Genomic DNA, 18,031 nt, shown 5'->3' with positions numbered 1-18,031 from the left:
ATCATGCCTATTTATATCCAAGACTGTGGTTTCCACTCCGCATTAGGCTCAAGCGTTGCTGACATTCATGGCTGCCTCAAAGGCGAGCATGAATCAAACATGGTTGAAGTGAGCGACATGCTAAACGACGGTAAGCCGACGGTCGTTGGTAAGGTGGCTGGCGAATTACCAGAAATCCCATCAGAACAAGCGGAATACGCCACTCGCAACAATCAACTGGCGTTATCGGCTGTTAATCAAATCAAAGACTCTATCGAGCAAGCAAAATCACAATTTGGTGCCGATAGGATTGCTGTAGTTATCGGCACAAGCACCTCGGGAATTTCTGATGGTGAAACGGCGTTTAAACACAAACTAGAACATGACTCTTTCCCCGAAGATTTCCACTATTCAAAACAAGAGCTAAGCAACACCTCTGAGTTTGTTAGCCAACATTGTGCATTAACCGGGCCAAGCTATGCGATATCGACTGCTTGCTCATCAAGTGGCCGTGTATTTGTTACTGCCCAACGTTTGTTAGATTCAGGAATGGCTGATGCTGTGTTGGTTGGAGGTGTCGATACACTATGTAAACTGACGCTCAATGGCTTTCATGGTCTTGAAGCGCTATCAACCACACATTGTAAGCCCTTTAGCGCCTCTCGTGATGGCATCAACATCGGAGAAGCAGCGGCATTTATGTTGCTTAGCAAGACAAAACCAACCGCTACCAATACAACTCAAAGCACTTCGAATATAGCCCTATTAGGCTATGGCGACAGCTCCGACGCACACCATATTTCAGCGCCCCACCCTGAAGGGAATGGCGCAGAGCAAGCAATGAAAAAGGCTTTAGATTCTGCACAGTTACGAGCAGAAGACATCGGTTATATTAATGCCCATGGCACCGCAACCCCACTCAATGACTCAATGGAAAGCAAAGCCATCCATCGTATTTTTGCAAACAAGGTTCCCGTCAGTTCAACCAAACCTCTAACAGGACATACTCTTGGAGCGGCAAGTGCGATAGAGGCTGCAATTGCGTGGCATATTCTAAAATATGACTTACCACTCCCCTTACAAAAATGTCAGTATAAAGCTGAAGATATTGAGATTGATTTGGTAAACTGTTCCCAGAAACTTAAAGTAAAGAACATCTTAAGCAACTCGTTCGCTTTTGGTGGCAACAACATTAGCCTGATTTTTGGTGTAATAAATGACTGATATCCCTTCTGTAGACCAACTTCTCCCACACGATGATCCGATGATATTAATCGATCGAGCTATCAACGTTGAGGCATTGTCGATTCACTGCCAGGTCGATATTGGCGCGCACAACCTATTCTTTGACGCCGAATCTCAAACGGTCCCAGCTTATGTTGGCATCGAGTTTATGGCGCAGTCTGTTGCAGCTTGGTCTGGATACCATGCGATGAAAAACGGCACTACTCCTCCAATCGGCTTCTTACTCGGTTCTCGTCGCTACAAGTCACTGTGTGATGAATTTACTCAAGGTCAAACCCTTGATATCTATGCTGAACAACTCATGGAAGACAGTGGCATGGCCGTGTTTACCGCCCGAGTCGAAGACCAAGGCGAGTTAGTGGCTCAATGCCAACTCAACGTCTACGTGCCGACCGAACAAAAATTACAAGAAATGAAAACTAGGAGCCCATCATGAGCCGTCAGGTTTTAGTCACTGGTGCCAGTAAAGGCATTGGTAAAGCGATCGCTATTCAACTCGCGAAAGACGGTTTTGAAATCGCCGTTCATTACATGGGTGACAAGCAAGGTGCTGAAGACACATTAAAGTCGATCACTGAGCTCGGTGCTGCAGGACGTCTGATCCAATTTGATATCAGCAATCGCAGCGAATGTCGCGAAACGCTTGAGTCAGATATTGCCGAACACGGCGCTTACTATGGTGTGGTGAATAATGCCGGTATTACTCGTGACACGGCATTCCCAGCTATGACTGAAGAAGAGTGGGATGGTGTTATCCATACCAACCTCGACAGCTTCTACAACGTACTTCACCCGTGCGTGATGCCAATGGTTCAAAAACGCAAAGGCGGTCGAATCGTTACTCTGGCTTCTGTATCCGGCATCATGGGTAACCGCGGTCAAACCAACTATGCCGCAGCAAAAGCGGGCGTGATTGGCGCTACTAAGTCTCTGGCTTTAGAGCTCGCGAAACGTAAAATCACAGTAAACTGTGTCGCTCCGGGTTTAATAGATACTGGCATGGTGGATGAGCACGTGAAAGATCATGCGCTTCCACAAGTGCCACTGCGCCGCATGGGTGAACCAGAAGAAGTAGCAGGCCTAGTCAGCTACCTAATGTCGGATATTGCCGGCTACGTAACTCGCCAAGTGATTTCAGTTAATGGAGGCTTAGTATGACCCGCCGCGTTGTTGTAACTGGCATGTCAGGCGTTACCGCTTTTGGCAACGATTGGCAGCACATCGAGCCAAAACTAAAAGCATGTGAAAATGCGACCCAGTATATGCCTAGCTTTGAGCAGTACGATGGCCTCAACACTAAGCTTGCCGCACCTATTGATGACTTCCAACTACCTAAGCACTATAAGCGCAAACAGGTTCGTGGCATGGGCCGCGTGTCTCGCCTAGCAACAGTGGCAACCGAAAATGCACTAGAGCAAGCAGGGCTGATTGGCCACGACATTTTGACTAATGGCGAAACAGGCATTGCCTATGGTTCTTCAACTGGCAGTACTGATGCGGTTGGTGCATTTGGCGTGATGCTTAACGAGAAATCGACACGAGCTATCACCGCAACGACTTACGTTCAGATGATGCCACACACCGCAGCGGTCAACGTCGGGCTATTCTTTGGCTTACGTGGACGTGTGATTCCCACCAGCAGTGCCTGTACTTCAGGTAGCCAAGCGATTGGCTACGCCTATGAAGCAATCAAACACGGTTACCAAACCGTGATGGTTGCCGGTGGTGGTGAAGAGCTATGCCCAACCGAATCTGCCGTTTTCGATACCCTTTTTGCTACCAGTTTAAAAAACGACACGCCAGAAAAATCCCCTAGCCCTTACGACAGTGAGCGCGATGGCCTGGTTATCGGTGAAGGTGCTGGTACGCTTGTTCTTGAAGAGTATGAACATGCGGTTGCTCGCGGTGCAAAGATCTACGCGGAAATCATCGGTTTTGCCAGCAACTGCGATGCTGCCCATGTGACCCAACCTCAAATGGAAACCATGCAAATCTGTATGGAGAAAGCGCTGAAAGATGCACAGCTTCCTGCTGAAAAAATTGGTTACGTTTCGGCGCACGGAACGGCAACAGATAAAGGCGATATTGCAGAAAGTAATGCGACCGCGAACATTTTTGGTGAAGTGCCAATCAGTTCATTGAAAAGCTACTTTGGTCATACGCTTGGAGCGTGTGGTGCCATTGAGGCTTGGTTGAGCCTAGAAATGATGCATTCCGGTTGGTTCAGCCCAACATTGAACCTTGAAAACATCGACGAACGCTGCGGTAAACTCGATTACATTACAGGTTCTGGTCGCGAATTGAATGTTGAGTATGTAATGAGTAATAACTTTGCCTTTGGCGGAATCAACACTTCAATCATCTTCAAGAAAATCTGAGCTTAGCTAGATAAAACTCAAGACAAATAAAAAGGGTCAGTAACCAAGTTACTGACCCTTTTTTCAATCTAGCTAATGCTCAATTAAGCGTTAGCTTCACGCTCAGCGATGAACTCAAGAGCCATCTTAATGCGAGCGATTACGCGCTCTTTACCAACAAGCTCCATCACTGCATCAACAGAAGGAGACTGGCCGCCACCTGTTACTGCTACGCGAAGTGGCATACCGATTTTACCCATGCCTACCTCTAGCTCTTCACATACTGCTGCAATCACACCATCTTTGATGTTTGCAGTAGTGAAATCCTCAAGCGCTTCAACCTTAGCAAGAGCAAGCTCTAGTGGTCCTTTAGCAACACCACGTAGGTGCTTCTTCGCTGCGCCAGCTTCAAACTCAGAGAAATCTTCGTAGAAGTAACGAGACTGTTCAGCAAGTTCGATAAGCGTATTACAACGCTCGCCAACTAGCGTGATCACTTCAGTGATAGCCGGGCCATTTGTTGTATCGATCTTTTGTGCATCTAGGTGCCATTGCAGGTATTTAGCAACGTACTCAGGCTCAGAAGTCTTGATGTAGTGGTTGTTCAACCAAAGTAGCTTATCAGTGTTGAATGCAGAAGCAGACTTGCTGATAGCGTTCAGGCTGAAGAATTCAATCATCTCTTCTTGAGAGAAGATCTCTTGGTCACCGTGAGACCAACCTAAACGAACTAGGTAGTTGTTTAGTGCATTTGGTAGGTAACCTTCGTCGCGGTATTGCATTACAGAAACAGCACCGTGACGCTTAGAAAGTTTCGCACCGTCATCACCAAGAATCATTGCACAGTGAGCGAAAGTTGGAACTGGCGCGCCTAGTGCTTCATAGATGTTGATTTGACGAGGTGTGTTGTTGATGTGGTCTTCACCACGTACAACGTGTGTAATACCCATGTCCCAGTCATCCACTACAACAACGAAGTTGTATGTTGGTGCACCGTCTGTACGACGAATGATTAGGTCATCAAGTTGGCTGTTAGAAATTTCAATGCGACCACGAATTTGGTCATCAAATACTACGCTGCCTTCTTTAGGGTTACGGAAACGGATAACGCATGCATCACCTTCTTTTGCTGCTTCGTTTGCTGCAACAATTTTAGGGTGGTTCGCATCGTAACGAGCCATCTCTTTGTTTTCTTCTTGCTCTGCACGAATTTCGTCAAGCAGCTCTTTAGACGCATAGCATTTGAAAGCTTTGTCTTCAGCAAGTAGCTTATCAACCATTTCGTTGTAACGGTCAAAACGCTTAGATTGGTAGTAAGGACCTTCATCCCATTCCATACCCATCCATTGCATGCCTTCTAGAATTGCATCAACCGCTTCTTGAGAGTTACGCTCAAGGTCCGTGTCTTCGATACGCAGAACGAATTCACCACCTTGATTCTTAGCGAATAGCCAAGAGTAAAGTGCAGTACGTGCACCACCAACGTGAAGATAGCCAGTTGGGCTAGGAGCAAAACGAGTTTTAACCGTCATTTAAATACCTTGATTATGTAGGTGATTCTTTTAGTGATTGCCATTACAAAGCCTGCAACAGAAAAATATCACTAAATTTTGGGCGCTATTTTATCACCACCGCTTAAATCTACAATCAGTAGTGAATGATTAATGCGCTGATCTTGTACGAAAGCTATCGTAGAAGGAGCAAACCAATAGCTCAAGCACATGTCAAATGCTCTAAAACGGCAAATTCTCGCCACGCTCGCGATAAACCTCATCTATTCCATCACTCAATATTCCAGCAAATATCAAATTCTTGAATTTATGTTTGACCTTACCCTTACGGGAAGGTTTATGTTAGGCGTAGATGAGAATTGGAGTATCGATATGAACCATTACACAGCTATGCTCAACGGCCTAAATTGCATGGGTTGTGCGAAGAAAGTTCGCACACTGTTTGGCGAATTCGACAACACGACGATCAATGATATATCGCCGACCCACATCGATATTTCTACTCCTTTTAATTACGTTCAACTCAACCAACAGTTAGCGACGCTTGGTTATAGCATGGGCAATAAACTGCACCTTTCGTTATCCGGTCTTAGCTGCGGTAAGTGCGTGAACAAGATGACACAAGCGCTTGAGCAGACCGAGCAAATCTCAGACCTAGAAGTCAGCAAACATGAATTGTCCTTGGTTACTCTGCTTTCAGAATCCGAGCTTATTGAGCTAATCGAAAGTGTGGGTTATCACGCGGCTCCCTACTCTGAGGTTAATGAGCCTTTATCTAATTCAGAAGACGATAAAAAAACAGCGCCAGTGGAGCAGACACAAGATAAACCTGCTGCTAGCCAATATACCTATCACCTTGTTCTTGAGGGAATGACGTGTGCGAGTTGTGTTTCTTCGGTAGAGAAAGCGCTGAAAAAGAATGAGTTCGTCGACCAAGCTCAGATCAACCTCGCTGAACAGACAGCCTTGGTCTTCACATCTGAAACACGTGACGTCATCGAGAGCGCGCTAATAGAATCGGTGAAAAACGCAGGTTACGGTGCCGAGTTCGTTGATGACGCGGCAACTCAACAACAAAAACAGCAAGAACAACAACTTCGTACCCAAAAAGCTTTCCTAAAGAACTCAGTAAGCGCGCTGCTGATCGGTGCTCCAATGATGGCGTGGGGTCTGTTCGGTGGCAGCATGACCATTGCTACATTTAACGACCAATTGGCTTGGGGATTGGTCGGTGTCGTCTGTTTGGTACTGCTAGCCACTTCAGGACGCAGCTTCTTCACGAACGCTTGGCAATCACTGATGCACAAGCGCGCTACTATGGACACGTTAGTTGCTTTGGGTACAGGCGCTGCGTGGTTCTATTCAATGTTGGTTGTGCTGATTCCATCATGGTTCCCAGAACCATCACGCCATGTCTATTTTGAAGCGAGCGCAATGATTGTTGGCCTTATTTCTTTGGGTCACTACATTGAAGCCAAAGCCAAGGCACGCACCACCAAATCTTTGCAGGCACTGATTAATTTACAACCACAAAAGGCTGTGGTTATCGTCGATGGTAAAGAGCAAACCATCGCCGTCGAGGCTATTCAAGTCGGTATGCACGTACGAGTGAAACCGGGAGAAAAAGTCCCTGTCGATGGTGTCGTGGTATCTGGCGAATCTTATATCGATGAATCGATGCTGACTGGCGAACCGCTTCCCAACGTTAAATCAATTAATGATGGCGTTTCAGCAGGTACCATTAATGGTGATGGCAGCTTAATCATTGAAGCTACGGGGATTGGCTCAAGTACCATGTTGGCTCGAATCATTCAGATGGTTCGCCAAGCACAAAGCAGCAAGCCTGAGATTGCGAAGCTTGCCGACTCTATCTCTGCCGTTTTCGTACCAGTTGTGGTCGCGATCGCAGCCATTGCCGCCCTAGTTTGGTTTTTTGTTGGACCACAACCGAGTGCAAGTTACATGCTAGTGGTATCAACAACAGTGCTAATCATCGCCTGCCCATGCGCATTGGGCTTAGCGACACCGCTCTCTATTACTGTTGGCGTTGGCAAAGCCGCTGAGTTTGGTGTTCTGATCAAGGATGCAGATGTGTTGCAATCTGCAAGCAAAATTGATGCTGTCGTATTTGATAAAACAGGCACCCTAACCCAAGGTAAACCAACCGTTCAGCAGGCCTTTTATGGCGACTTAACAGAACAAGAACTGCTGGCTTACGCCTATTCGGTAGAGGTAGGGTCAGAACACCCATTAGCGAAAGCCGTTTGCCAATATGCTGAGAGCTTACAAGTTTCAGCACTACCCCACAGCGAATTTGAAAACCAACGAGGGCTTGGGGTACAGGCAATAATTAACGGCAAGAACGTGCAAGTTGGCTCGCTTAAGTTCCTCACCCAACTCGGTGTCAATACAGACATTGGCGCGGATTTCATCGAGCTTTGTCGTACACAAGCATGGACACCCATCTTCGTTGTAATCGATCAAAAGCTGGAAGGCATATTGGGCATTTCAGACTCGTTAAAAATAGATAGCAAACAAGCCATTGCTCAACTAAAATCCGCCGGAATTCACACCGTACTATTAACGGGCGACAACGACTCTGTGGCTCAAGCAATAGGTAAAAACGTCGGTATCGACGAGGTTATCTCGGAAGTACTACCAGAGCAGAAAGCTCAGCATATTGTTCAGCTTCAACAATATAAGAGCGTTGCCATGGTAGGAGACGGTATTAACGATGCACCAGCTCTTGCTCAAGCGGATATAGGAATCGCAATGGGCAGTGGTAGTGATGTGGCGATTGAAAGTGCGCAAATGACGCTGCTGAACTCGTCGCCACTGTCTGTGAGTAATGCGATCGAGCTCTCCCAGGCGACCGTGAGAAATATGAAGCAAAACCTGTTTGGTGCCTTCATCTATAACTCGTTAGGTATTCCAATTGCGGCTGGTGTGCTCTACCCATTCTTCGGGTTTTTACTTAGCCCTGTCGTTGCAGGCGCTGCGATGGCGATGTCATCAATCACCGTAGTCAGCAATGCCAACAGATTAAGATTGTTCAAACCCACTCATTATAATATCAACAAAAACCATATTCATGAGGTTCACCATGATTCGTAAAGTTATGACTCTTACTGCACTCGCTGCAATTTCAGGACAAGCTCTCGCTACTAATGTACTAAACCATAAGTCTCCATATTGTGGCTGCTGCACAGAATGGACAGAACACATGCAAGACGCAGGTTTCGATGTCACAGAGAAACTCCATGATGACATGAACCCAATCAAGCAGAAGTTAGGAGTAACGCCAGAACTGGCTTCTTGCCATACGGCAGAGATCGACGGTTACGTATTTGAGGGGCACATTCCTGCAGAGGACGTGAAAGCCTTTTTAGAGAACCCACCACGCAATGCGATTGGCTTGGCGGTTCCAGGCATGCCAATGGGCTCTCCGGGCATGGAGTATGGCGATAAGAAAGACGAGTATTCTGTGTATGCGTTTAACGAGAAAGGTCAGGTGTTTGAATACCGTCATTACAACGGAAAATAGAGCGTAATTAGACCTACGAACAGCAATAAAAATAGAGCCTAGCATTAAGTAAACCCAAGACTCTGGTTTACTTACTAGGCTCTTTGCTTTTGGACAGTAAAGCAAATCTTGTCGCGGCACCAACCGGGCTGTTAGTACCACTATGTTTTCGTCGCTAGTTAGCAAAAACTCTATTTAACAAAAAAGCTAATTAGCGAAGAAACTCACTTGGCTAATAATCTAATCGATTAAGCAGCCAAGTGAGTCAGCTTAGAAGCCGTAAGATGCACCGAATACGAATGCGTTGTTTGTTTTAGACGCGCCGTTCGCGAAATCAACTCCGTTAGCTTGGCTACGAAATTCGAAGTAAGGTTGAACACCTTGACGAGTCCATGTTGCACGAAGCTCGTGATCCATAGCTTCAGCATCAATCATGTATACGTTGTTGTAGCTAAGCGCTAGGTCTTCGTTTACAGAGTAAGCAATGCGGTTATCCATGCGGTAATCAGTGTCAGCATCTGCAGAAGTGTCATCGATGTGTGCACGAGTACGGTTACTAATAGAGATACCGTTGTCGAAGTTGTAACCAATTTTAACCAGTGGACGGAACTGAATGCTCTCGCCAGCAGAGAAGACATGTTGGTAACCCGCTGTAACCCATAGGTTGTCAGTGATATTGAAAGCTTGCTCACCACCAACAGTGATGAATGCATTTGCTTGACCAATTGTTGCGTCGCCACCAGTTTCAGCAGCAGTTAGACCTTCAAGGTCGCCAAGTTGGATGCCATCAAACTCAGTGTAAACAGTTAAACCGCCTAGAGAGTTGTCAAACGTGTGGCCAGCTTCTAGAGTCGAAGTCATATCAGAACCGTGGATACGGCCATCGTCGTGAAATTGGATATTACCTGTAACGTAAGAAGAACCAGCGAAAGCACTAGAAGCGAAAGCAAGAGAAAGTGCACTTAGAGCGATAATTTTTTTCATAGTAAACTGCCTTAGTTTAAATTTTTCAGCGACATATCTTCGGTATATCATTCACCTTCGCCGCTTGAGTAATTGGTAGCCTCCCTGGCATGAAATCTATCTTGCTCGATTTAATTTACGTTTCAAAATAAAAAGGCAAGCAGAGTGATCTCTCTCACCATCAAAAAAAGGAAAGTTATTTAACCTAAATAAATCAACAACTTAAAAACATAAAAATAGATAAAAAAAGAAACCCAATAATCAAAACGGATCAAGATCACGTTATTTCACGGCATAAAATTAGATTCAGTTGTTTCAATCACACCTGATTTATAGTTTTTTATGGCGGACTTATTTTTTGAAGAGAAGAATGAGAAGTGCGTCACTTTTGCGATGAAGCTCACCTTATGTGCATTGTTGACGTTATAAACAAAGGTTATTTCTATATGTTTCAGTTTAACGAATGTACCGAACTTAGTTTGGACGAAAAAAAAGCTCCCACTTTTATCTGAGTAAGATAATAGTTAGGGAGCTCATCTATTAATGTTGCTTATCGATTATTTCACCGAAGTCACTCGACTTACTTTCTCGCCACTTTCAGAGATAGAGCGGATGTAAGTTTCGCCTGAAACCGAAGGACGTTGTTGCTCATCGTACGTTAACCAGTTTTCACCATCCGCTGAGTATTGAAGCTCTACGCCAGGGAATTGAACGTTCATCGCTAGCTTGCCATCAATAACTTTTGCCCCCGGAACTGGTAGTCGGTAATCAATACCCGCTTTCTCAAGCTTAGCCAGTTCACGTTGACCAACAATATTCGCGAAGCGATTAAAGTCGTTGTTTAAAGACTGCTTATTTACTAGGTCGGTATCTTGAGAGTATTCAACGCCCACTTTGTAGTCGTTTTCCCAATCAGCTCTGTGCCATGCGCGCTCTGCTGCTGCAAGTACGCGAGGGAACACCATGTATTCATACTGCTCGTCGGTACGTACTGTTTCAGACCAAAGCTGTGCAGACAAGCCGTAGAAAGGTTTTGCTTCAATCTCGCCTTTACCAGTGAAGCCATTGCCGTCACGGTCTAATGAGGTTTCCGCGTTTTGTGGCATGTTTTCTGGTGCGAAGCCAAACATCTTACGAGTATCCGTTGCACGCGTTGCCCAGTAGTAACCGCGCTCTGCTGCGTCAACTTCGTATGGCATATCCATGTATACGTAATCTGGGTTAGAGACAATCACGTCATAACCTTTCGCTGACCAGTCGTACACTGATGAAGTGCCGCCCCAGTAAAGAACGTCCCAGAAGTTAACGCGAGTAGTTTCAGTAGCGAAGCCAGATTCACCCTCTTCCACATACTTCAAGCCATCTTGCCAAGCTTGGAAGTGAGGAATGCCTTTGTCTGCAACAATTTTTGATACTTCTTTTGCAAAGTAGCCAGGCAGGTGACCAAAATCACTCACTGAACCATCAGCAATCAAAGACTGACATTGTGGAGACTGTTGGAATGGCTTGTCTTGCTTGTCTAGCTCAATGTTACCTTTCCATGCCACTTTGTCTTGAGCATCAACATCTTGAAAGCCTGCGCCTAGCTTGATGTTTTTCGCTTCATCACCACCAAAGTGCCAAGTCGTTAGCGGCATACCCGCTTCATTGTGCATTGCTGCAATTTCAGTAATCACTTTATCAACAAAGCGAGTCGATGATTCCATACATGGGTTGATGAAGCTGTGCTTATCGTAGAACTGAATAGTCGTCACGTTTGAAGTATCTTGTGGATCCATCAAGCGATATTCACTTGCTTCAGCTTCTTTGCCTTCCGCCATTAGGCGAGTGTAACGCGCTTCCATTGATACCACAGCAGAACGAGCGTGTGCTGGCATATCAATTTCTGGAATTACTTCGATGCTGCGCGCTTTTGCGTAGCTTAAGATCTCGACGTAATCCGCTTTACTAAAGAAACCAGAGCCAAAGTTGTCTGTTGTTGGACCTGAACCTAGCTGAGGCAGTAAACAGCTTTGCTCTTCCAAATCAAAACAACGATTAGACCCTACATCCGTTAGCTCTGGTAAACCTGGGATTTCTAAACGCCAACCTTCATCATCAGTTAAGTGAAGGTGAAGTTTATTCATCTTGTATGCAGCCATTTGATCTAGCGTCGCTAGGATGGCATCTTTTGAGTGAAAGTTTCGAGCAACATCCACCATCACACCACGGTAATCAAAGCGTGGTGCATCTTTGATCGACAGTTGTGGTAGTGATTCAGCGTTCTGACTGTCTATTAGGCCAAAAATAGACTGAACTGCGTAGAAAGCACCTGTTTTATCAAACGCTTTAATCGCAATCCCCTCTTCCGAGATGCTTAGTTCATAAGCGCCAGATTTTGCTAAATCACCCGTAAACTGAGTAGGAACAACGGCAACACTAACAGGTAGGTCGCCACTCACATCTACGTTTACCACATCTGCACGTTCTTCAATTGCAGCGAACTGCTCAGCATCGAATGCCTCTTTAGGTAGGGCGATACCACCAGCAATACTCACTGAACCTTCCCCCGCTTCTACCGACATTGGGGTTGGTAAAAGCGTTGTTGAAACGTCTTGCGTTGCTAGATCCGCATTCTTTTCGAAACGCGTAACCGCAGTCGCCATGACATTGTTGTCATCAGGTGTACGCTTAAGGTTGTTTCCTTCCAAACCTGTTACGAACGACGCGACATCTTCAGTATTCAATGAAGCAATCATCTTAGGTTCTGCGTTTGGCGCAGTTACGAATGCACCCGGCATAAAGTCAGTTTCAAACAGTTGCCAGTACTCACTCGTTAACGGAAGAATCACTTCTTCACCAGCGGCAAAACCATCGAACTTATCTGTAGGTTCTAGTTTGTGTAGGTCACCCGTTACACGAGTGATTTTAAATTGTTCGTTATCAACATCTAAAATAAGGCGAATACTATGGAAGTAGATAGTCCAATCTTTCGAATCAATCGCTTCACCGTCATTGGTCAGGGTCATGTTCACTTTATTACATGACGCCCACTCAGCACCTAGGTCCTGACAAGCCATGCCTTCATTCGCACCGTGATTGGTTAGAATTTCATATTGCACATCAAGGTTATCAGCCAGTGCATTAACCACCTGTTGCTCAGGTGCTTGCGTTACAGCACAACCCGTCAAACCAGCCAGTACCGCTACAGATAGTAAGTTTCTCTTCAACATCGTATTCACCCATAAATTTAAAATTGAGTTAGAAGCAAAGTGGAGCGCTTCGAAAGTTAGATAAACTATATGGGCTTATTTTTTGCCGTGAATTAAATCAGGTTAATAAAGTGATCGGCTTCAAATCTCAAAAACACTGATAAAATTAATTATATTAAAATCATAAAGTTACAACCTACGGCACTTCCGTCATTTTTATTTTGACGTAAAAACTGAGAATTGAATCACAATCTTTTTAAAGGATTTCATAAAATCGTGTTGTTGGTAGGGAGAAAGGTTTAAGAGTTTGTTCGTGTGGTTATACTTTTCGTACAAACAACGTGACATCGTTCTCAAAAAAAACCGTTAAAAAACGCCGTCAAAATCAATTTTAACGAGTTCATATCTTTTAATAGGAGCTTTCCTTGCGCACATTTTTGTACGTAACTTTATTCGTTCTCGCATTTTCAGCCAAACAAGCTGCGGCCGAGCCTCTTTATTGGCAAGCCAAAAAGGATGATCTGACGCTTACTATCTTAGGTTCTGTGCACGTTGGGGATAAAAGTATGTACCCACTTCCTTCGGCCATCACCGACGCGCTAAAAAACAGTGATGGCTTAGTTATCGAAACGGATATAAGAAAGACAGAGGGTGTCGTTTATCCGACGACCAAAGTGACCACCGCTGATGTATTAAACAAACAACAAAAACAATTATTAACCGACATATCAAAATCATTGGGTATGCCAACGCAACAACTGCTTAACTCACCGCCTTGGGCAACCTCTCTATCGATACAGATGCAGCAGTTAAAAAAACTTGGTTATGGCTCCGCCGGCGGCGTTGATGCGACGCTAGCTTACAAAGCGACTATCCAAGATGTTCCCGTTATCAGCTTAGAGCCGCTTCAATTCCAAATAGACCTGATGACAAAACAAAAGGACGACGGTAAGGAGTGGTTAGTCAGTAGCCTTGAAGAGTTTGACCAAACTGATCGTGTGGTTCATTGCTTAATCGAAAGTTGGAAAGCGGGTGATTTAGCGAAGCTGGAAGCTTTCGCAGAGCTGTCTGAGATGTCACCTGAACTAGAGAAAGCATTTTTAACCGATCGCAATATAGACTGGGCAAACAAACTATCCGCCAATGATTGGAAACTTGACTCGAAAGAGAGCTACTTAATTGTGGTTGGCGCCTTGCACCTAATAGGAGAAGGTAACTTATTGCAGTTGTTAGAAGAGAAAGGTTTCAATGTCACTCAACAATCACAAAGCCAACAGGCCCGGTGTCAATTTGAGACTAGTGACGACAACTAACTAAATTCGATACCATGACCTTCTCATAATATAACCATTACCTAATAACTGAATCATTACACTTAATCGCACCATAACGGTGTTATTATCTTTCTCTCTTTTTATATACGGTGTTGTTCTCATGAAACTAGTACTCTTTGCTTTACCTTTAGCCCTAGCGATCCTCATGCCTACGGTAGTGACGGCTAAAGAAACTTGTACCATCGAACAGTTTCAGGCGATAGACATTCAACCGGATACAAAAGGCGGTGTGTTAGATAAAGAAAGCGGCCAGTTTCTGATCACTGAGAAGCCACCGATGCGCTGTGCCAATATTACGTTCATTACATCGACGACACGCAACCGTATCGCGAGCCAAATGAATAGAAAATTTGAAGCGAGCTTTTACGATGGCCAAACGAGTAACTCTCACTCGGTGACGTTTAACGAAGATGAAATACAGGCGGGTTACATTCGAATTGGTCGAAATAACCCTGTTGAAGCGTATGTTTGCTTTGTTACTTCAGAGACGCCAATCAAGAACATCACGTGTGATGTGAAGTAAACAGATTTTCGGCTGGCTTATTGAGTCAATCCTTTCTCTATACGGGATGTTTAGAACAACAAGAGATTCCCGACTCGCTCCTTCGTCGCTCTAGGGAATGACACATATACCAAAATGCAAAAAAGCCGTAGCCCCCTCTATTACGAGAGTGCTACGGCTTTCTTCAATGTGGCAGTGAAGATCTTATTTTGAACATCAGGCGAACCCCACTTTGGTTCTAATCCTATTTCCAACGCTCTAAAACGACGAAAGCCTGCTCATTGAGCAGGCTTTCTTAATGTGGTCGGTGAAGAGGGATTCGAACCCCCGACCCTCTGGTCCCAAACCAGATGCGCTACCAAGCTGCGCTATTCACCGAGATATCTAACTGGCTGATTGCCTGTCGATGAAGCGTATAATACGGATTCTGAGTTTATCCGCAAGGGCTTTTTTCACTCTTTTTTACAATATCGAATCGTTCGAACAAAAGACGTACAAGTGAAATGCCAATGTGACGAAAAACACACAGTTACCAACAAGTATTTAACTTATGAAACAGGATTGATCCAGATCAGTGAATTGATAACACCAGTTAATACACTAACTCGTGTCATATAACTTTGAGGTATACACATGGACTTTTGGCTAGAACTCCTATTTGGTAATGCGGTGGGGCTATCTTCAATGATAGTAATATTCGGGGCTCTGGGTCTCATGATGTTCTATGGAGGCTTCTTCATCTACAAAGTTATGACTGAAAAATCTCCTCACTAGAATCGCTCAGCCTAAATCATCTACTTTTAAGTATCATTTTCTTTAGGTAGATGTAAAAACGCTTTGCACCGGAGCCGACTTATTGTCTTCTCCGGTTTTTTCATTTTTAAACCCGGCCTCAACTTAGGTATACTTACCTTATCCTTATCCAACTTGAGATACACACTATGTCTCATGATGACGACTTAGATCTATTCCAAGAAATGATGGGCGATGTTAAACGTATCGACCATGACACCGCCGAACACCAGAAAGTACACCGAGTCACAGAATCTCACCTTGCTAAGCGTGAAGCCGCTATGTGGCTGTCTGACGACGAGAAAGACTACTTATCATTAGACTACTCTCCAATGATCAAACCTGACGATGTCATTGCTTATAAAAAAGATGGCGTACAAGAAGGCGTATACAAAAAGCTGCGCTTGGGCAAGTATCCAATTCAAGCCAAACTCGACCTTCACAGGAAAACACTGAAAGACGCTCGTAACGAAGTACTCTCATTTTTACGCCAGTGTTTAAGAATGGATGTTCGCACCGTTATCATTGTCCACGGTAAAGGTGAGCGTTCGAATCCACCAGCAATGATGAAAAGCTACGTGGCAAATTGGCTAACACAAATTAACGATGTTCAATGTGTTCATTCAGCTCAGCAATTTCACGGTGGTACAGGTGCGGTCTATGCCATGCTCAGAAAGAGTAATGACAAAAAGCTAGAGAACAGAGAGCGCCATCAAAAGCGCAGCAGTTGATAAGTTGAGATAGATAAGTAAGCTAATAGCGGTCTTGCATCAAGAGCGATATTTCGTGCCTAGACTCACACCAAGTGCTAAAATTGTCCTCAGTTAACGAATCCCAACTCAAAGCAACTATCCAAAGGTTGCTTTTTGTTTATCTATATTTCCGTTGTGAAACGCTAAGAGAATATCATGTCACAAGAATCCCAAGCTAAACGCCTTAATAAATACATCAGTGAAACTGGTTTTTGCTCACGCCGCGAAGCCGATAAGCTCATTGATGCTGGCCGAGTTACTATTAACGGTAAGATCCCTGAAATGGGTACTAAAGTCTTGCCTGGTGATGATGTTGAGATCGACAATAAACCTGTTCGTTCAAGAGAAAAGCCGATCTACATTGCTCTTAATAAACCAACAGGTATCACCTGTACTACTGAGCGTGATATTCCAGGCAACATCGTCGACTTTATAGGTCACCACAAGCGTATATTCCCTATCGGTCGTCTAGATAAGCCTTCTGATGGTCTTATCTTCTTGACCAACGACGGCGATATCGTAAACAAAATCCTACGTGCAGGTAACAACCACGAAAAAGAATACGTGGTTCGTGTAGATAAACCTATTACGACTGAGTTCTTGAAGCAAATGGGCGCTGGCGTTCATATTCTCGACACTGTTACCTTGCCATGTAAGGTAGAGAAAGAGACCAAGTTCTCGTTTCGCATCACATTAATGCAAGGCCTTAACCGTCAGATTCGCCGTATGTGTGAAGCCCTCGGATATGAAGTCTTTAAGCTTCGCCGTGTTCGTATTATGAACATCTCATTAGACGGCATTCCTAACGGAAAATGGCGCTACCTGAGCGACGAAGAGATTACTGAAATCTTGGCGATGTGTGAAGGCTCAGTAAGTACTGAAGATGCGTCAAAAATGAACGCGAAAGGTCAACGCATTCGTAAAGCGACTGACGCGAAACTTTTTGATAGCCGTGAAGAGAACCAAACTTCAACAGCGCGCCGTAATCAAAACGAGAACCGTACTCGCACTTATCGCGGTAACAATGCGGATGAATTCCGTCATGCGCCTAACTCAAAGCGTGGCCGTAACTCATCGAACGGTGAAAGCGGTGGCGGTGGCAATACCGAGAACTGGAAATCAAACTCTCGTTCAGAGCGTTCTAATTCAGATAAAAACCGTTCGGATCGCAATCGCACAGATCGCGACAATAACGAACGTAGAAGCGGTAAACCGACAAACCGCAGTCCAGATTCAAACAGACCGAACAAGCCTGTAACGAAACGTGTTGGTGGTACTTTAGGTTTGAAAAAGTAGTCAGAATCCTTTCAAAACGGGACTGTCGATAAAGAAACGCCCGCTAGATTAGTCTAGCGGGCGTTTTATTTATGATCATGTACGTTTATCGTTATGGAAAGCGCAAGCTACAGGCATAGTTCAGCAAACTGACCACGCGTAAGTAGTACTAAGTCTTTCGGGTCTAGCTCGATCTCTAACCCTCTCTTCCCTGCACTCACGCATATCGTTTCAAAATCGGTAGCGCTGGAATGAACAAAGGTAGGCAATGCTTTTTTCTGACCAAGAGGACTGATTCCTCCCACCACATAACCTGTCGTTTTCTGAGCAATATCTGGATCAGCCATCTCTGCTTTTTTACCTTTCGCCGCTTTTGCTGCAAACTTTAGATTTAGCTTCTGATCGACGGGAATAACGGCAACCGCCAAATCTTTCGCCACACCACTCAAGCTGAACAAAAGCGTTTTGAATACACGTTTGGGATCTTGACCAAGCGCTTCGACAGCCTCTAATCCATAATTCGTGTTATTCGCATCATGATGATACTGATGCACACTGTGAGCGATTTTCTTTTTCTTGGCGAGATTGATTGCAGGGGTCATAACAA

Annotated in this window: 15 protein-coding genes and 1 tRNA gene; 11 read left to right on the top strand and 5 right to left on the bottom strand. The window is 44.8% G+C overall.

Translation table 11 applies throughout. The features are described 5' to 3' along the window. Positions 1 to 3: 3 nt before the first annotated feature. Genes AB4589_RS16895 through AB4589_RS16880 form a run of 4 tightly spaced genes read left to right on the top strand, consistent with a single transcriptional unit; the run spans position 4 to position 3,602 of the window. Complete coding sequence (locus tag AB4589_RS16895) at positions 4 to 1,203, top strand: beta-ketoacyl-[acyl-carrier-protein] synthase family protein (protein WP_371710134.1); 1,200 nt, start codon at positions 4 to 6, stop codon at positions 1,201 to 1,203. Further along, positions 1,196 to 1,660 carry a hotdog family protein gene (locus AB4589_RS16890; RefSeq protein WP_371710133.1) on the top strand — a complete coding sequence of 155 codons (465 nt, stop codon included), beginning with the start codon at positions 1,196 to 1,198 and terminating at the stop codon, positions 1,658 to 1,660. Before AB4589_RS16895 ends, AB4589_RS16890 begins: the two co-directional genes overlap by 8 nt. Next, positions 1,657 to 2,382 carry a 3-ketoacyl-ACP reductase FabG2 gene (locus tag AB4589_RS16885; protein ID WP_371710132.1) on the top strand — a complete coding sequence of 242 codons (726 nt, stop codon included), beginning with the start codon at positions 1,657 to 1,659 and terminating at the stop codon, positions 2,380 to 2,382. The genes AB4589_RS16890 and AB4589_RS16885 overlap by 4 nt, the downstream gene beginning before the upstream one ends. Then, entirely contained in the window at positions 2,379 to 3,602 is a 1,224-nt protein-coding gene (locus AB4589_RS16880; RefSeq protein WP_371710131.1) for a beta-ketoacyl-ACP synthase, read from the top strand. Before AB4589_RS16885 ends, AB4589_RS16880 begins: the two co-directional genes overlap by 4 nt. Positions 3,603 to 3,685: 83 nt before the next feature. Here the strand turns inward: AB4589_RS16880 and gltX are convergent, their stop codons facing one another. Next, a complete protein-coding gene (gltX, locus tag AB4589_RS16875; RefSeq protein WP_009848605.1) occupies positions 3,686 to 5,113 on the bottom strand; it encodes a glutamate--tRNA ligase in 1,428 nt (475 codons plus the stop codon). 318 nt (positions 5,114 to 5,431) lie between these two features. On the opposite strand from gltX, the gene AB4589_RS16870 reads away from it, so the two are divergent. Both AB4589_RS16870 and AB4589_RS16865 read left to right on the top strand, forming a co-directional pair. Then, complete coding sequence (locus AB4589_RS16870; protein WP_372101223.1) at positions 5,432 to 8,206, top strand: copper-translocating P-type ATPase; 2,775 nt, start codon at positions 5,432 to 5,434, stop codon at positions 8,204 to 8,206. Continuing rightward, positions 8,196 to 8,636: a DUF411 domain-containing protein gene (locus tag AB4589_RS16865; RefSeq protein ID WP_029223113.1), complete on the top strand. Its 441-nt coding sequence runs from the start codon at positions 8,196 to 8,198 to the stop codon at positions 8,634 to 8,636. Before AB4589_RS16870 ends, AB4589_RS16865 begins: the two co-directional genes overlap by 11 nt. Positions 8,637 to 8,885: 249 nt before the next feature. On the opposite strand, the gene AB4589_RS16860 is transcribed toward AB4589_RS16865, so the two are convergent. Together AB4589_RS16860 and AB4589_RS16855 are read right to left on the bottom strand one after the other, a co-directional pair. Then, positions 8,886 to 9,599: an oligogalacturonate-specific porin KdgM family protein gene (locus AB4589_RS16860; RefSeq protein WP_372101221.1), complete on the bottom strand. Its 714-nt coding sequence runs from the start codon at positions 9,597 to 9,599 to the stop codon at positions 8,886 to 8,888. 536 nt (positions 9,600 to 10,135) lie between these two features. Continuing rightward, positions 10,136 to 12,790 (bottom strand): beta-N-acetylhexosaminidase, encoded by a 2,655-nt coding sequence (locus AB4589_RS16855; RefSeq protein WP_017099142.1) that lies wholly within the window; start codon positions 12,788 to 12,790, stop codon positions 10,136 to 10,138. Positions 12,791 to 13,194: 404 nt separating this feature from the next. Here AB4589_RS16855 and AB4589_RS16850 point away from each other — a divergent pair, with 404 nt between their 5' ends. Both AB4589_RS16850 and AB4589_RS16845 read left to right on the top strand, forming a co-directional pair. Further along, positions 13,195 to 14,082: a TraB/GumN family protein gene (locus AB4589_RS16850; protein WP_017103973.1), complete on the top strand. Its 888-nt coding sequence runs from the start codon at positions 13,195 to 13,197 to the stop codon at positions 14,080 to 14,082. A 121-nt stretch (positions 14,083 to 14,203) separates the two neighbouring features. Then, positions 14,204 to 14,626 (top strand): hypothetical protein, encoded by a 423-nt coding sequence (locus AB4589_RS16845; protein WP_017103972.1) that lies wholly within the window; start codon positions 14,204 to 14,206, stop codon positions 14,624 to 14,626. Positions 14,627 to 14,906: 280 nt separating this feature from the next. Here AB4589_RS16845 and AB4589_RS16840 read toward each other — a convergent pair. Then, a tRNA-Pro gene (locus tag AB4589_RS16840) sits at positions 14,907 to 14,983 on the bottom strand. A gap of 255 nt (positions 14,984 to 15,238) precedes the next feature. Between AB4589_RS16840 and AB4589_RS16835 the strand changes: the two genes are divergently transcribed. From AB4589_RS16835 to rluF, 3 genes are all read left to right on the top strand, one after another. Next, a complete protein-coding gene (locus AB4589_RS16835) occupies positions 15,239 to 15,379 on the top strand; it encodes a DUF3149 domain-containing protein (RefSeq protein WP_004736246.1) in 141 nt (46 codons plus the stop codon). 167 nt (positions 15,380 to 15,546) lie between these two features. Further along, a complete protein-coding gene (smrA, locus tag AB4589_RS16830) occupies positions 15,547 to 16,128 on the top strand; it encodes a DNA endonuclease SmrA (protein ID WP_372101218.1) in 582 nt (193 codons plus the stop codon). A gap of 177 nt (positions 16,129 to 16,305) precedes the next feature. Next, the gene (gene rluF / locus AB4589_RS16825) at positions 16,306 to 17,445 is read left to right on the top strand and encodes a 23S rRNA pseudouridine(2604) synthase RluF (protein WP_372101216.1); all 1,140 of its coding nucleotides are present in this window, start codon (positions 16,306 to 16,308) and stop codon (positions 17,443 to 17,445) included. A gap of 107 nt (positions 17,446 to 17,552) precedes the next feature. Here rluF and ybaK read toward each other — a convergent pair whose 3' ends face one another. Next, a complete protein-coding gene (gene ybaK, locus AB4589_RS16820) occupies positions 17,553 to 18,026 on the bottom strand; it encodes a Cys-tRNA(Pro) deacylase (RefSeq protein ID WP_372101214.1) in 474 nt (157 codons plus the stop codon). Positions 18,027 to 18,031 lie beyond the last annotated feature (5 nt).

The organism is Vibrio sp. 10N.222.49.A3, assembly GCF_041475145.1.
Lineage (GTDB): Bacteria > Pseudomonadota > Gammaproteobacteria > Enterobacterales > Vibrionaceae > Vibrio > Vibrio tasmaniensis_A.
This window is presented reverse-complemented; position numbering and strand designations above follow the sequence as displayed.